This window comes from Mesobacillus sp. (assembly GCF_057785455.1).
This window is the reverse complement of the sequence record NZ_JBYNSB010000056.1, coordinates 46,576-61,321: the sequence shown is the minus strand read 5'-3', so window position 1 is coordinate 61,321 and position 14,746 is coordinate 46,576. Positions and strand designations below refer to the sequence as shown.

Below are 14,746 nucleotides of genomic sequence, written 5' to 3'. Positions count from 1 at the left end.
GTTTACGTGCTAGAAGTTCAATTCCAAGTGGACCACTCAGATACTCCTGCACCACCATTACTTTAAAACTTTCACTATATTTAGCCATAATAAAACACCCCAGAAGTTAGAATTTCACTCTAACTTCTGGGGTGCACATTAAAAGCTGGCTTTTTTATTTTCCTGAATTGGTCCTGGAATATTGAACAAAAATAGAATTTATGGCATCTTGTAATATAACGAAGGAATTTGGGGGCAGGAAAATGATAATCGATTTAATAAAATGCCATGGTTCTCACAATGATTTTTTACTTATAGATGAATCTGAAGGGAATTATAAGCTGGACGATTTTAAAAGAAGAGATCTCGCTTTGGCTCTTTGTGACCGGGAATCCTCTTTAGGGGCAGATGGAATTTTGTTCATCCGGGACAGCAGCCGGGCAGATGCGCAATACCGGATTTTTAATTCAGATGGTACTGAGGCTTCAATGTGCGGCAACGGTTTGCGCTGTGCTGGCAGGTATGTATGTGAAAAGCTGGGCAAAGATGAAGCTGTGATTGAAACTATGAAAGCTGATCTGAAGGTAAGGAAGCATGATGACATTTTTATTGATATTCCAACCTATCAGGTGGAAATCTCACCAGTTACTTTCGCATTAAAGGACTTACCGCTTATTCTTGATAAAGAAACACTTCTCCAGGAAAAGATTCCACAGCTGAGCGAAGAACTGGTGTTCACGGCTTTAGCTGTCCCTAATCCTCATTTAACGGCAATTGTCGGCAAGGACCATATTGACTCAGGCTTGCAGGAGGAGATCAGCCGTCAGGTGAACGGACCGAATGAATTGTTTCCAGACGGAGTAAATGTCAGCTTCATCAGGCTGCTTGAAAAAGGGAATATTTATGTACGAACATTTGAAAGAGGAGTGGGCTTCACCAATGCATGCGGGACTGCGATGTCAGCATCTGCTCTTGTCACTTGCCTGGTTGGGGAAAATGAATTAAGAAAGCCAATAAACGTTTATAATAATGGCGGCATGGTACAGTGCGCAGTACATGAAAACAATGGAATCTATACAATTGATCTTATCGGCAATGCTACTTATGTCTACTCAGCTAAACTTGAGGTGGATTTCAACGTGGATGGAATTGTGTCCGAAATGTTGGAGCAGGAGGAATATAGTGAAGAGGACCAATACTCTCTTCTTGAGGAGCATGCGAAAAAGTATCTCTCAGCATTTTAAATCTAAGTCTCAATCCTGGGAAAAAAGCTCCGGACTTTTTATCAAAATCATAGCTTCGCCTTATACAGTGACGAAATTGGTTTAATTAATTTCAGCCTCCTGACCTTTCTGGATCAGGAGGCTTTTCGTATACGATGGACTATTTTTTAGCTTTTAAAATCTTCAGCACAGGTTCAAAATTTTGATCCTCCTTTGCTTTGAAATAATCCCTGAAAGGGCATCCATGTTTTTGGACCCTTTGGATAATCGTTCCCAGATTGAAATTGTCAATTTTTAAATCATCGGTGACCTCTCTCCAAAAAAGGGGGGTCGCAACACCTGCATGTGATTTCCCTCTTGCTGAATAGGGACTGACAATGGTTTTTCCCTCGGCATGCTGTACGTAATCCACATAAAGCCTGTTACCCCGATTTTTTTTCAGCCGCTCGATTGTGAATGAATCGGGATCCTTTGATACCAGATATTGAGCAATGAATGAAGTGAATAGCCTTGTGTCATCATAGCTGTATGTGTTGGCCGGAAGCGGTATATATATCTGAAGACCCTTGTTCCCGGAAGTTTTAATAAAACTGATAAGCTTTAGCTCATCCAATACTTCCTTGATGTACTGCGCTGCTTTAACCGCAAGAGGGAAATATTCTCTTGATGGAGGGTCAAGGTCAAAAACGATTTCATCTGGCCCTTTGCTGCTGATGGTCTGGAACGGGATATGGAATTCAATCGCGATTTGGTTTCCAAGCCATAAAAGTGTTTTGAGATTGTTGCAGACAATGTACTCAATTCCCTCGGATTTGGCAGTCAGGACAAATTCGGGAGCATAGTCTGGCACGTTTTTTTGATAAAAGGCCTCGCCGAACATCCCGTGCGGATAGCGGATTACCGTTAAAAGCCTGTCCTGTAAAAATGGCAGCATATAAGGTGATATCTCTCTTAGGTAATGGATATAGTCCATCTTCCTAATGGAGGGAACCTCCCATAATGGCTTATCCGGATGAGTGATCTCGACATCCAGCGGCAAGTTCTTCTGCTGAAAGACAAATTTATCATAGGTACAGTCATTTGGCTTTAAATCGAAACGAAATTGGTGGAAGTGTGGCTCGCGCAGCTGATCCTCATACATTTCCAGATACTTTACCTCAAGGCAGATGCCTGGAGGGACATAGATAAACTGATCATCCTCACCACTTTTATTATTTTTGATAATCTGGCGGAGTGCATTTTTCTCCTCTGGCTTGAAACCGAATATGACTAAGCCAACCTGATGGACTTGATCATCCTTATATACGGAGATATAAAAATACCCATTGGATTTTTCATATGCGGTGACAAAACAGGATACATATTTCCAGTTTTTTGCCTTGATCCATGCTTCTGTCCGTTTTCCTTCCTCCCATTTGCTTTTTATTTGCTTCGCGACAATCCCTTCACCATCAAAAAGGACAACCTTTTCCCATATCTTGTCCAGGTCTGTTTCGGCAGGGATAAGCTGTATAAGCTTTGGACTGACTGGATTTGGTTCAGCAGGCAGTTCTAATTGCTGAAAAAGGGACTCAAGCCGGTGTTTTCGCTCTTTGTACTCTAATGATTTCTGGCTTTTTCCCTTAAGTGTAAGAAGATCGAACACTAGGAGCCTGCATGGATTTTGCTTCGCGGAAAGCTGGATTCTTTCTTGAGACCTCATCCGCCCTCTGATTTGGATGGCTGAAAAGTTCGCTTTATAAGGATTTTCAAGAAAAACCAGCTCTGCATCCAATTCGATTGGCAAGAAGGGCTCAAATATTTCTTTATGTAAGAGTAAATAATCTTTAATTTCTGGAAAGATTGGGAGCAGAGGTTTTCCGTTTCGGCTTGTCAGTTCGGGTTCGTTTTCCCATTTTAAAATGGCCCTGAAGCCATCGAATTTCGTTTCATAGCGCCATTCTTTTCCTCGGGGAATCTCAAATGCCAGTGTAGGAAGCATTGGTTTCAGCATCTTCTCATTCCTTTCACCAGTGTAAGTATAGTGTTCCTGTTTCCGAGGAAACTAGTCCGCTGGGAAATGTTTTAACGAATGAATACAGCAATCTAATGCAAATTAGTAATAAAAGATGAAGGATGGGTTCAACTATGCATACAATATGGAAAGGGAGCATAAGCTTTGGGCTAGTTAATATCCCGATCAAGCTCCATGCTGCAACTGAAGATAAAGATGTAAAATTAAGGACTCTCCATAAAGAGTGCCATTCACCTATTAAATATGAAAAAGTATGCCCGGTTTGTGACAAGGAAGTCGGCAATCAAGATATCGTTAAGGCATACGAATATACAAAAGGCAAATTCGTGGTCCTTGAGGATGAAGATTTAGAAGCACTCCGGAAGGAAAATGAAGAGAAAGCCGTTGAAATCATCGATTTTGTAAAGATGTCCGATATTGATCCAATTTACTACCAGCGGAGCTATTTCATGTCGCCAAACGAAAGCGGAAGCAAAGCATACTCTCTGCTTAGAAAAGCGCTGGAGGAGTCCAAAAAGGTAGGTATCGCCAAAATCATGATCAGGGCTAAGGAACAGCTTGCTGTAATCAGGGTTTACAATAACACGCTTGTTATGGAAACCATCCACTTCCCCGATGAAGTGAGGAATACGGTCGATGTACCCAATGTTCCGGAAGAAGATAAGGTTACCGAGAAAGAGCTTGAAACTGCTATTATGCTTATTGATCAGCTGACGACAAACTTTGAACCGGATAAGTATAAAGATGAGTACCGGACCGCCTTATTAGATCTGATTGAAGCTAAAAGGACTGGTAAAGAACTGGTTACCCCAACCGAAAAAGAGCCAGTATCAAATGTTACCGATCTGATGGCAGCTCTTCAGGCATCGATCGATCGAACAAAGCCAGAAAAAAAGGAACCTGCCAAGAAAAAGAAAGCAGCCGCAAAACCAAAAGCCAAGGAAAAGAAGCAAGCGTGATTACGTTTCATTTAGAACCCGGCCAGGGGAATCCTGGCCGGGTTTGTTTTTTTTACTGGAGAAACGAAAACAAGGAGATGTCCCTTCGATTGCCGAATAAAATAAATAGATAAAGGGGGTAAAAAAATGAGAAAAGTTTTAGTACTAGGCGGGACGCAGTATTTTGGAAAAAAACTTGTCCGAAAATTACTTGAAAATGGCGACATCGTAACAATCGCAACAAGAGGAACCAAAATTGATCCCTTTGGTGACCAGGTAGAGAGGCTTGTCATAGATCGTGAAAACCGTGAATCGATGATGGAAGCATTCCAGGATAGATCTTGGGATATCGTCTATGACCAATCCTGTTTTTCACCTATAGAGGCAAAGGATACCTCCGATGCATTAAAAGGAAAAACAGGACGCTATATCTTTACTTCAACCCAGGCAGTTTATGACTTCGGCACACTGCATAAAGAGGAGAATTTTAATGCCGCTGATTATGAAATCAATTACAAAACGCGGAAAGAATATCCTGGATATGAAGGTTATAAAGAAGCTAAACGCGCATCAGAGGCAGTTTTTCATCAACTGGGATCTTTTGATGCGGTCTCCGTCAGGTTCCCCATTGTCGTGTCAGAAGATGATTATTCTGAAAGACTGAAGTTTCATGTTGATAAAATCATTGCTGAAGAATCAATAGGTATACATAATCCTGATTTCCGCTATAGTTTCATCCATGCAGAGGAAGCAGCCGATTTTTTAATGAAAATAGGGAATCATGAATTTTCTGGCGCGATTAATCCTGGCTCAAAAGGTGATGTCAGCCTGCGTGAGCTGGTAGAAAAGATCGAAAGGCAGACAAATAAATCAGCACTAATTGATACAAGCGTGAAAGCGGAATTTCCATCCCCATATTCATTGCCTGGTTCCTGGTCCATCGATACTTCAAAGGCTGAAGAGTTGGGATTTGAATTTACCAGCCTTGATCAGCTGCTTGACAGCTTGATTAAATTTTATGTGTAATAAAGAACCAGGTGCCTAATTTGCACCTGGTTCTTTATTCGCCCCTTACTGTTATCTCCATCTGCGCGTTATAGCCATAGCCTTTCTCGTTCCATACTGCTTCATTGGGTTGTTCATTTCCAGAACGATCAGCAGCTCTTACTGTAATTCTATATTCCTTGCCTGATTTGATGCTGATTGGAAACTGCCATTGAACTGTTTGAAATTCCTTTGGCTCTTCCAGCAGTCTGGCAGGTGTCCAGCTTCTGCCTTGATCAAAACTAAGTTCCACCTTATCGATTACTCCATTTCCTGTCCAGGCTATACCCTTGATAAGATGGTTGCCTACAGCCAGGAATTGCTTATCCATTGGCTGGAGGATCGTGGAGTTTACTTTATTATTGGTTACTGGCTCGGCAGTGCCATCTTTATAATAGTAAACATAATCCTCTGTCTGGAATGGACCAGTGAAATGATCCTGAATCACGATAATTTCGGTCAGCCATTTTACTGATGCCATTCCATACCAACCAGGTACAATCAGTCTGAATGGAAACCCATGTTTCGGTGTAATCGGTTTTCCGTTATACTCATAGGCTATAATTACCTCAGGGTTCAATGCTTTTGAAAGTGGCAAGCTCCTTTCAAAATGCACTTGTTTATTTTTCTTAATACCAGAATCCTTCCCCTTAAAGGCAATCTCTCTGGCATGATACTTGATTCCGCTCTTTTCCAGCAAATTGGATAAAGTGACACCCTTCCACACCCCCTGGCTCATTGCGCCATTCTCCCATTGCTCTCCAAACACTTTTTCTTTAAAAAGAGCACGTTTATTCCCGGAGCATTCTATCAAGGTTTCAACCGTATTAGAGGGCATATGCACGATATCGAAATAGCTGAATTTCATTGGCTTCTCTACCAATCCTGAAAGCTGTATCCCGATGTCTTCAGATGATAGAAAGGGATAATCAAAATGGTTCCTCCTGTAGAATAAAGCTGTAGGAACAGACTGGTTGTGATTAAGAAAATGAATGGGTGTTTCCTGGTTCTCAGGGTCCAGACTCCTTGTTGTCAACCGAGGCCTTTTATTCCAGGGTGTACTACTGATGGTTACCACTCCCTTCATCGATAAATGTATTTTAAGGCCAGTAAAGAAAGAACCATTATTGAGATGTGGCTCAGGTGTATATACATTATGTCTGAACGAGCATTTAGTTAAGGGTCTTATTTAAAATAAGAAAAATTAAAGGATTTCCCAGTCAACTGTCAAATATTATTAGAACAAGTTTTGTTCAGGGGGGCAACGCAGCATGGATAAGAAAACGAAAATGAAGTTCTTGATTGTATCGGCAGCTATGTTCATTTTGGCTTTTGGATTATATGCAGGGTACTCCTTCTGGGAGACGGAAAATCAGGACTTGAGGAAAATCAGGGAGGCTGCAGCCGCTCAAACTGATGGCAGTGAAGAAGTGGCTGTTTTTCAGCAGGATGCCGGTACAGATTATAAAAATGTTGGTAATTTCATATCTAAATTTCATGAGGAATTTAACCAGTCCCTTGGCTGGGGTGGGATTGAATCGGTTAATTGGGATGAACAAAGGGAAGCTGCTGCTGAAGTGCTTGGAGTACTGGCGACTATACATACTGAGAATCCAGACCTGCAAACAGACTTTAGTGCAATAGCCAATTTTGCTGGCAATGTGGAAGAAGGAAGCAAGGAGAAAAAAATCTATTGAAACTGCATCGTTATTTTCATGATCTGGATATTGAATTCAATGGCTATAAAAAAACGAATGATTATTTTGATGTAACTGAATATAAGCGGTCAGAAAATGGTTAACTAGAGCTTTCCTGGGTATCATAAAATGGACTAAATCATACTTTAGGAATGGAGTGAGATGACAGATCATATGAAAATTGTTGTGTTGTCTGACACCCATATGCCCAGAAAGTCAAAGAACTTACCAAAGATCCTCATTCAGGAAATGGAAACAGCAGATACAATAATCCACTGCGGAGATTGGCAGACTGTAGAGCTTTATCAGGAGCTTAAGCAGTATGGAAAATTGACTGGGGTAACAGGCAATGTGGATAGTCCGGAATTAAAAAGAATTTTAAACCCCAGAGAAATCATTAAAGCAGGGGAATTCAAAATAGGAATAGTCCATGGCCATGGCACCGGCAAAACAACTGAAAAGCGTGCTCTGGAAGCTTTTCGGACAGAACATGTGGATTGTATTATTTATGGACACTCACATATTCCAGTAAAAAAGGAAACAAACGGGCTCGTACTATTCAACCCAGGGTCGCCGACCGATAAAAGAAGACAGAAAGAATTTTCGTATGGTATCCTGACTATTGGAGAAAAAATAGAGGCGGAGCATGTTTTTTTCGCAAGTAAAGAATCAGAATCCAGGAGTTGTTGAGTCTTGAAAACTTTCAATGTTAAGTTCCATGCGGAAGACCAGGTTGAAACGATGGCGGTCCAGAAATTGAGCGCCGAAGATTATGAGAAAGCAACTGAGGGCGGCACGCGCCATTTGTTTGACCTCGATACAAATATCGGTTTTTTTGTGTTTTTTGACGCAGAGGATAATGACGGAAAAGAATCGTACTTAGTCCTCCAGTACGAAGAGCAAAGTGAAGAGCCATCAAATTGTTATGGATTTGGATTAAAGGATTTTTATGAATTCGCAGCCTTGTATCTGAATGATCTCGAGTTCAGTGAGGAAATGGGCGAGGAAGAATATGGACCAGTTCAGCATTTGGCCCACCTGCTTCTTCATATCGTTGAAGAAGGTAAATCTGTGGAAGTGTAATTTTAAAATAAAGACTCTGTTAATGCCGAATGTTGATTTTTAAACCCTGTTTCTCTTCGTTCCAGGCGCGAAGACTCCTTCGGGATGAAGAGGGCAGGTGAGACCCCACAGGAGCAAAGCGACGAGGAGTCTCAGCGCACGCCCCGAGGAAAGCGAAGCGCCTGGAACGAAAATCAACAGCCTAACAGAGCTAAAATAAAAAAAAGAGCAGTTCTGCTCTTTTTTTATTCCTCTGTATCTGAATTTTCTTCTGGCTGGAGGTGCTGCAAGCAATATGCTTTTACTGCTTCCGCCTCATCATCTTCCAAATCGAAATCCAGTACCTTTTCGGTTTCCTCTTCTATAAAATAGTTCTGCAGGATTCGGCCTTCATTTCCTTCAGCAAGGAAGATTACTTTTAAAAGCAAGCCTTTGTCTGTATATAGTTCATCGTCTTCCTCGACTTCAATGTCTAAATAAAATTCATATCTGTTTCCTTCAAGAAGGCCAAATGGGTCTTCTAGCAGTTCAACAGAATGTCCAATAATCTCCATTAACATATCATCCTTTTAAGTTTGTCTTTTTTATTATATATCGAAAAGATGGACAACAATCAAGAATTTAGCCAAAAACAAAAAACGCCTCCAATAGTTTGGACGCGATTTTTCAGAAGGAATCCTTGAATTTTCTTTATAATAGCTTGCTTGTTTAGCAAAACCTTTGATTATTTAAACTTAAAGTTGGTCCAATAATGCATATTCCTTCATTTAAATAAAGAGCTGTAAAGCCTGGTACCCAAAAAACAGTCCAAATCCAATCAAGGATAAGCCGGATAAAATGGAAATGAAAATCAGAAGCCTGGCAGTGAGCAGTTTTCGAAAGCTGCTAGATATTGCTGCCATTATAATATCCCAAAGAATTAGTCCAAGGATTATTCCCATGCTATAAAGAATAAGCTCCCCGGTACCGTAGGTTGTGGCCGTTTTCGCGAGCACAGATCCATAAATCCCCAGCCAAAATAGGATGGTCAGAGGATTGGAAATAGACATGATGAAGCCTGTACCGAAGGATTTCAGACCGGACTCGCTACTTCGTGATTGCGTGAGGAGTTTATTTGAGTTCATCAGAGTTTCAATTCCGGTGTACATAAGAACAAAAAATCCAAACAGCCAAAGAAAGGACTGCATGAAAGGGGCTTCAAGGAATTTCACTACGCCAAGATATACAGTTAGCATGTAGACGATATCCGCTGTCAAGGCGCCAAGGCCGAGGAGCCAAGCCTGCAAAAACCCGCTTTTGATCCCTTTGTCCATTTGCGCTGCATTAACAGGTCCGATTGGCGCTGCCAGGGAAAGCCCCAAAAATATGTATCCTAAAAAAACGCTCATGTCTTACCTCCAATTGCCTAGCATTCGTATTGCTTGTACTATTTCTATTCAGAATATTGGAGGGTAAAACCTAATTTTCTGTTAACAGCTAAAAATTATCTTATGGAGAAATAAAATCATGCATGTTTGCATATACTGATAACTGTTGTTCGCTTAAGAACGCTAAAAGGTTCTTCTTTGGTAAAAATAAGAAAGTATGATAAAATGAAATAGATATCAACTTTCGAATAATTCATTTATTATAAAAAGTTATACTTTCTGGCTTTTTATAATAAATGAATTTTTTTATCAATGGATCGGTTATCACTAATATAGGAGCGTGAGGAAATGGCATTTGGCAGAAAACCGCCTGAAGAAATCGTGACAGCAGAGACGAAAATATGGGTATGTACTTCTGATGATTGCAATTGCTGGGTCCGTGACAATTTTAAGAGCAGCAATGTCCCCACTTGCCCGATTTGTAAAAGTGAAATGGAACAAACAACAAAGGTGTTAGAAGTTGTGAATAACCACAGCCAGAATTTAATCGGCTAAAAGAAACAGCAGCCCGCGGGAATCCGCGGGCTGTTTCTTTTTATGTACTGAGATATTCTGGTTTTTTGGTTTTATTGAGCCTTGGAGTTAGTAATGGGACGGGACCCATGGCTGTTAAAGAGCAAAAATAATATTAAAATGGAAAAACAAAAAAAGTGCCTATTGTTTAGGCACCTTTTCTGTATGCGGATGAGAGGACTTGAACCTCCACGGTGTTGCCACCACTAGAACCTGAATCTAGCGCGTCTGCCGATTCCGCCACACCCGCGAATGAATATATAAAGATTATAGCATAATAACAATAATTTTCAATTAGAATCTTATGGCAAAGAAAAATAATTATCCATTGAATGCCTGAAGTGTTAAGGTTGTTGTTCCTGACATACAATTTACAAAGTTTGTGTTGGGGGACGAGATCTTGAATGTGAGTCTATTAATCAGCTATATATTTTTGGGATTGACCTTGGCGGCGCCAATAGGCCCTGTCAATTCTGCAAGATTGGACAAGGGTATCAAAAATGGGTTCTGGCATGCATGGGTCGTCGGAACCGGTTCAATGATTGCTGATGCTATTTTTATGCTGCTGATTTATTTTGGCCTTGTGAATTTTTTGGACATCCCCGCCATCCAGATTTTCCTTTGGCTATTTGGCGGGTTTGTCCTGATCTATTCGGGTGCAGAATCGATCATGAAAGCAAATTCCATTGAGCTTGGTTTCAGCAGAGGCAAGGAATCACTGCTGAAATGTTTTCTGACAGGCTTTCTAATGTCGATCAGCAGCCCGTTATCAATCCTGTTCTGGCTTGGGATTTACGGTTCCGTTCTCGCCAAAACCGCGAGCAATTATGGTAGAACGGATTTGCTTATTTACAGCAGCATGATATTCCTGGGGCTGGCATTATGGGACATCTTTGTTGCTGCCATTACGACCGGTTTCAGGAGATTCCTGAATTATAGCAGTCTGAGAGCTATATCCATTATATCAGGCATATCTCTTCTAGGATTCGGAGGCTATTTTGGCTATCAAGGAATTATTGCCCTTTTATAAGCGAGGGAAAAAGCGTTCCTCAAAGGTGGAACGATTTTAACAATTAACGCATTAGCGCGCCGGGGGTCAGACCCCCGGCGCGCTAATGCGTTAATTGGGGGAATTGTTTGAAAACAATCAATAACAGTCACGAATTATTCAAATTTGATTAAAAATGATTGTTTATGATAGAAAATGATTGATTTCTGTAATCGATTACATTAATATAAAGCTACGAAGCAATTAGGAGGTTTGGCTCATGCTTACACCTGAGCGCCACCAGCTGATATTACAGCTTATCAAGGAAAAACCTATAGTGAAAATACAGGAGCTGGTTGATTTGACAGATGCGTCAGAATCGACCATTCGCAGGGATTTGACAGTTCTTGAAGAAGGAAAGTTCCTGAAAAGGGTACATGGAGGAGCAGCCAGGCTGAAGGGAAAGCTTCAAGAGCCGAGCATGGTTGAAAAATCCGCCAAAAACCTTCATGAAAAGAAACAAATTGCACAGTATGCAGCAAGGCTTGTAGAAGAGGGTGACAGCATTTATCTTGATGCGGGTTCAACAATCATGGAAATGATTCCTTACTTGCCCGCAAACGATATTGTGGTCGTGACAAATGGGCTTATGCATCTGCCGCTGCTGCTTGAACGAAATATTGAAACATATGTAATAGGAGGCTATGCGAAGCCGAAAACAAATGCGATGATCGGCAGAGGAGCGTTAGCCAGTCTTGAACAGTATCGCTTTGACAAATGCTTCCTCGGTGTGAATGGAGTCCATCCACAATCGGGCTACACTACACCTGATCAGGAGGAAGCGATGATTAAGCAAAAGGCAATCTCTCTTTCAAGAGAAATCTTTGTCCTGGCTGATGATAGCAAATTCTCGGAAATCGCTTTTGCCAAGATAGCCGATTTGCACGAAGCCACCATCATCACCAATACATTGGATGTTGAAATGGAAGGCCAATATACAAGCAAAACTTCAATAAAGGTTGTGACCTCATGATCTACACATTAACACTGAATCCATCTGTTGATTATATTGTTGAATCAGATGAGTTCGTCCTTGGAGAATTGAATAGAAGCAAGAAAGAAACAAAACTTCCAGGAGGGAAAGGGATCAATGTTTCCCGCGTTCTCCGTTCCATGGGCGTGGAAAGTAAAGCGATTGGCTTTCTCGGCGGCTTTACTGGGAGATATATTGAGGAATTTCTCAATCGGGAAGGGATTTATACTGGTTTTGTCAAGGTAGAGGGAGATACAAGAATCAATATAAAATTGAAGGCGGATTCCGAGACTGAAATCAATGCACGCGGGCCAGAGGTTTCGGCATTATCTGTCGGCTTGTTAAAGGAACAGATCAAACAGCTTGGGAGTGGAGATTACCTCGTACTTGCCGGCAGCATCCCCTCAAGTATGCCCAAGTCGATATATGAAGAGATTGTTCAAATCTGTAAGGGTACAGGTGCAGAAGTACTGATAGATGCAGAAGGAGAACTGCTGAAAACGGTACTTGATTATCGTCCATTCCTGATTAAGCCAAATCACCATGAGTTGGGCCAATTTTTCGATAAAGAAATTACAACAAAAGAGGATGCCATTTTCTATGGGAAAAAGCTGGTTGAAGCAGGAGTTAAAAATGTAATCGTGTCTCTGGCGGATAAAGGGGCGGTATTCATAAACGAAGCTTCAGCATATGTTGCATCCGTGCCAAAGGGTGAGGTCAAAAGCTCTGTTGGTGCCGGAGATTCAATGGTTGCCGGATTCCTGGCGAATTATATAAAGACAAAAGACCCGAAAGAAGCGTTTCGCTATAGCGTTGCCTCCGGAAGCGCTACAGCTTTTTCAATTGGTTTATGCACCGCTGAACAAGTAGAGCAGCTTCTTCCACAAGTAGAAATAGAAGAGTTCAAGTAAGGGGGAAAGAGAAATGAAAATCACAAAGTTGCTAACGAAAGAAACGATTCTTTTATCCATGCAGTCACGTGCAAAGCAAGAAGCGATCGACGAGCTTGTCGAAGTCCTTGATAAGGCCGGAAAAATATCAGATCGAACTGCATTCAAATCAGCAATTATAAAACGCGAAGAACAAAGTACAACAGGAATTGGTGATGGAATTGCGATTCCGCATGCAAAAACCGAAGTTGTAAAAACCCCGGCAATTGTCTTTGGAAGATCGGACTCAGGAGTTGATTATGAGTCGCTTGACGGCCAGCCAGCTCATCTGTTCTTTATGATTGCAGCGCCAGAGGGAGCTAATAACACTCATCTTGAGGCTCTTGCGCGGCTGTCAGGCATTCTAATGAAGGATGCCGCAAGGAAAGATCTTCTAGGTGCTAAAGATGCTGATGAAATACTAGAAATTATCAATAGCTATGACCAGGATGATGAGGAAGAAAAGGTTGAACGCACGAATAAAAAATTCGTAGTAGCCGTTACTGCATGTCCTACTGGTATCGCCCACACATATATGGCTGCGGATTCACTCAAGGCAAAGGCAGCGGAAATGGGAGTCGACATCAAGGTTGAAACGAACGGATCCGGTGGGGCGAAGAACGTTCTGACAGCGGCAGATATTGAAAATGCAGAAGCCGTTATTGTCGCTGCTGATACAAAGGTTGAAATGGACCGCTTCGCAGGAAAGCCGGTGATACAGGTTCCCGTAGCTGATGGAATCCGGAAGCCTAAGGAATTAATCGAGAAGGCTGTTAATAAAGATGCGGCACTCTATAAATCAAGCGGCAAAGTGGAAACAGATAAAAAGGAAAGTCGCGGCGGAGTCTATAAGCATTTGATGAACGGTGTTTCAAACATGCTTCCATTCGTCGTTGGCGGCGGTATTTTAATCGCTTTATCGTTCATGTTCGGATTCAATGCTTTCAATCCGGATGATCCTTCGTACCACCCTATCGCCAAAGCACTAATGGATATTGGCGGAGGAAGCGGTGCATTCGGTTTGCTTGTGCCAGTCCTTGCTGGATTCATTGCATTGAGCATTGCTGACCGTCCTGGTTTCGCTCCTGGTATGGTGGGCGGTTTGCTTGCTGCAACTGGAGGCGCAGGCTTCCTTGGCGGCCTTGTAGCCGGTTTCCTGGCAGGATATCTGGTGTTGGGATTGAAAAAGGTTTTCGCGGGTCTGCCTGCATCTCTTGAAGGAATCAAAACGATATTGTTATATCCACTGTTTGGCATCGCATTAACTGGCTTCATTATGCTATTCATGGTTAACAAACCGGTTGGGGCCCTGAACCAGGCTATTACAGACTGGCTTTCCGGATTAGGAACAGGAAATGCAGTATTGCTTGGGGTTGTCCTTGGATTGATGATGTCATTTGATATGGGCGGGCCTGTAAATAAGGCCGCATATGTATTCGGAACAGGATTGCTTGCAAATGGAGTGTATGAACCGATGGCTGCGATTATGGCAGCAGGTATGGTTCCTCCGCTTGGTATTGCCATTGCAACAACTTTCTTTAAAAATAAGTTCTCAAAACAAGATCAGGATGCAGGTAAAGCATGCTACATCATGGGGCTTTCCTTTATTACCGAAGGTGCAATCCCATTTGCTGCTGCTGATCCATTAAGGGTGATTCCATCCGTAATGGCCGGTTCTGCCGTTGCCGGAGGTCTTTCGATGATGTTTGATATTGGGCTAAGGGCACCACACGGCGGATTATTCGTAGTTCCGCTGGTTGATGGCGGATGGCTTCTATATCTTGCAGCAATCCTTGTTGGAGCTGTGATAACAGCTGTACTGCTTGGAATTCTTAAAAAACCGGTTGAAAAATAATTACAATGCCGGCAGGCTTAAGTCTGCCGGCTTTTTTTGTTTTA

General features: G+C 41.9%; 15 protein-coding genes and 1 tRNA gene. 11 read left to right on the top strand and 5 right to left on the bottom strand.

Annotated elements, in window-relative coordinates:
• The first annotated feature begins 242 nt into the window (after positions 1–242).
• The gene (gene dapF, locus AC3EBE_RS20995; protein WP_488596974.1) at positions 243–1,223 is read left to right on the top strand and encodes a diaminopimelate epimerase; all 981 of its coding nucleotides are present in this window, start codon (positions 243–245) and stop codon (positions 1,221–1,223) included.
• A gap of 139 nt (positions 1,224–1,362) precedes the next feature.
• Here dapF and AC3EBE_RS20990 read toward each other — a convergent pair whose 3' ends face one another.
• Positions 1,363–3,192, bottom strand: a complete 1,830-nt coding sequence (locus AC3EBE_RS20990) for a DNA ligase D (RefSeq protein ID WP_488596978.1) — start codon at positions 3,190–3,192, stop codon at positions 1,363–1,365.
• A gap of 137 nt (positions 3,193–3,329) precedes the next feature.
• Here AC3EBE_RS20990 and ku point away from each other — a divergent pair, with 137 nt between their 5' ends.
• Together ku and AC3EBE_RS20980 are read left to right on the top strand one after the other, a co-directional pair.
• Positions 3,330–4,175, top strand: a complete 846-nt coding sequence (gene ku, locus AC3EBE_RS20985; protein ID WP_488596973.1) for a non-homologous end joining protein Ku — start codon at positions 3,330–3,332, stop codon at positions 4,173–4,175.
• A gap of 126 nt (positions 4,176–4,301) precedes the next feature.
• Positions 4,302–5,180, top strand: coding sequence for an NAD-dependent epimerase/dehydratase family protein (locus tag AC3EBE_RS20980; protein ID WP_488596972.1), 879 nt, complete (start codon positions 4,302–4,304; stop codon positions 5,178–5,180).
• Positions 5,181–5,214: 34 nt separating this feature from the next.
• Here AC3EBE_RS20980 and AC3EBE_RS20975 read toward each other — a convergent pair whose 3' ends face one another.
• Complete coding sequence (locus AC3EBE_RS20975; protein WP_488596971.1) at positions 5,215–6,234, bottom strand: sulfite oxidase; 1,020 nt, start codon at positions 6,232–6,234, stop codon at positions 5,215–5,217.
• A 235-nt stretch (positions 6,235–6,469) separates the two neighbouring features.
• Between AC3EBE_RS20975 and AC3EBE_RS20970 the strand changes: the two genes are divergently transcribed.
• The 3 genes from AC3EBE_RS20970 to AC3EBE_RS20960 all read left to right on the top strand — a co-directional run bounded on the left by AC3EBE_RS20970 (position 6,470) and on the right by AC3EBE_RS20960 (position 7,978).
• The gene (locus tag AC3EBE_RS20970) at positions 6,470–6,895 is read left to right on the top strand and encodes a hypothetical protein (protein WP_488596970.1); all 426 of its coding nucleotides are present in this window, start codon (positions 6,470–6,472) and stop codon (positions 6,893–6,895) included.
• Between the two features lie 162 nt (positions 6,896–7,057).
• Entirely contained in the window at positions 7,058–7,585 is a 528-nt protein-coding gene (locus AC3EBE_RS20965; protein ID WP_488596969.1) for a metallophosphoesterase family protein, read from the top strand.
• A gap of 3 nt (positions 7,586–7,588) precedes the next feature.
• On the top strand, positions 7,589–7,978 hold the full coding sequence (locus tag AC3EBE_RS20960; protein ID WP_488596968.1) for a cytosolic protein: 390 nt from the start codon (positions 7,589–7,591) through the stop codon (positions 7,976–7,978).
• A 224-nt stretch (positions 7,979–8,202) separates the two neighbouring features.
• Here the strand turns inward: AC3EBE_RS20960 and AC3EBE_RS20955 are convergent, their stop codons facing one another.
• A complete protein-coding gene (locus tag AC3EBE_RS20955) occupies positions 8,203–8,511 on the bottom strand; it encodes a DUF6509 family protein (RefSeq protein WP_488596967.1) in 309 nt (102 codons plus the stop codon).
• 213 nt (positions 8,512–8,724) lie between these two features.
• On the bottom strand, positions 8,725–9,345 hold the full coding sequence (locus tag AC3EBE_RS20950; protein ID WP_488596966.1) for a LysE family transporter: 621 nt from the start codon (positions 9,343–9,345) through the stop codon (positions 8,725–8,727).
• 327 nt (positions 9,346–9,672) lie between these two features.
• Between AC3EBE_RS20950 and AC3EBE_RS20945 the strand changes: the two genes are divergently transcribed.
• Complete coding sequence (locus tag AC3EBE_RS20945) at positions 9,673–9,879, top strand: cold-shock protein (protein ID WP_488596965.1); 207 nt, start codon at positions 9,673–9,675, stop codon at positions 9,877–9,879.
• A gap of 184 nt (positions 9,880–10,063) precedes the next feature.
• On the opposite strand, the gene AC3EBE_RS20940 is transcribed toward AC3EBE_RS20945, so the two are convergent.
• Positions 10,064–10,147: transfer RNA gene (locus AC3EBE_RS20940), tRNA-Leu, on the bottom strand.
• 150 nt (positions 10,148–10,297) lie between these two features.
• Here AC3EBE_RS20940 and AC3EBE_RS20935 point away from each other — a divergent pair.
• From AC3EBE_RS20935 to AC3EBE_RS20920, 4 genes are all read left to right on the top strand, one after another.
• Positions 10,298–10,927, top strand: a complete 630-nt coding sequence (locus tag AC3EBE_RS20935) for a LysE family transporter (protein WP_488596964.1) — start codon at positions 10,298–10,300, stop codon at positions 10,925–10,927.
• A 238-nt stretch (positions 10,928–11,165) separates the two neighbouring features.
• Entirely contained in the window at positions 11,166–11,918 is a 753-nt protein-coding gene (locus tag AC3EBE_RS20930; RefSeq protein WP_488596963.1) for a DeoR/GlpR family DNA-binding transcription regulator, read from the top strand.
• Entirely contained in the window at positions 11,915–12,829 is a 915-nt protein-coding gene (gene pfkB / locus AC3EBE_RS20925) for a 1-phosphofructokinase (RefSeq protein WP_488596962.1), read from the top strand. The genes AC3EBE_RS20930 and pfkB overlap by 4 nt, the downstream gene beginning before the upstream one ends.
• A gap of 13 nt (positions 12,830–12,842) precedes the next feature.
• Positions 12,843–14,702 (top strand): PTS fructose transporter subunit IIABC, encoded by a 1,860-nt coding sequence (locus AC3EBE_RS20920; RefSeq protein WP_488596961.1) that lies wholly within the window; start codon positions 12,843–12,845, stop codon positions 14,700–14,702.
• Positions 14,703–14,746 lie beyond the last annotated feature (44 nt).

Excerpts from the sequence above, each read along its gene's own strand:
- AC3EBE_RS20945 (WP_488596965.1), top strand. The coding sequence starts at position 9,673 with ATGGCATTTGGCAGAAAACCGCCTGAAGAAATCGTGACAGCAGAGACG.
- AC3EBE_RS20920 (WP_488596961.1), top strand. The coding sequence starts at position 12,843 with ATGAAAATCACAAAGTTGCTAACGAAAGAAACGATTCTTTTATCCATG.
- AC3EBE_RS20955 (WP_488596967.1), bottom strand. The coding sequence starts at position 8,511 with ATGGAGATTATTGGACATTCTGTTGAACTGCTAGAAGACCCATTTGGC.
- ku (WP_488596973.1), top strand. The coding sequence starts at position 3,330 with ATGCATACAATATGGAAAGGGAGCATAAGCTTTGGGCTAGTTAATATC.
- AC3EBE_RS20970 (WP_488596970.1), top strand. The coding sequence starts at position 6,470 with ATGGATAAGAAAACGAAAATGAAGTTCTTGATTGTATCGGCAGCTATG.
- pfkB (WP_488596962.1), top strand. The coding sequence starts at position 11,915 with ATGATCTACACATTAACACTGAATCCATCTGTTGATTATATTGTTGAA.
- AC3EBE_RS20930 (WP_488596963.1), top strand. The coding sequence starts at position 11,166 with ATGCTTACACCTGAGCGCCACCAGCTGATATTACAGCTTATCAAGGAA.
- AC3EBE_RS20965 (WP_488596969.1), top strand. The coding sequence starts at position 7,058 with ATGACAGATCATATGAAAATTGTTGTGTTGTCTGACACCCATATGCCC.
- AC3EBE_RS20950 (WP_488596966.1), bottom strand. The coding sequence starts at position 9,345 with ATGAGCGTTTTTTTAGGATACATATTTTTGGGGCTTTCCCTGGCAGCG.
- AC3EBE_RS20980 (WP_488596972.1), top strand. The coding sequence starts at position 4,302 with ATGAGAAAAGTTTTAGTACTAGGCGGGACGCAGTATTTTGGAAAAAAA.
- dapF (WP_488596974.1), top strand. The coding sequence starts at position 243 with ATGATAATCGATTTAATAAAATGCCATGGTTCTCACAATGATTTTTTA.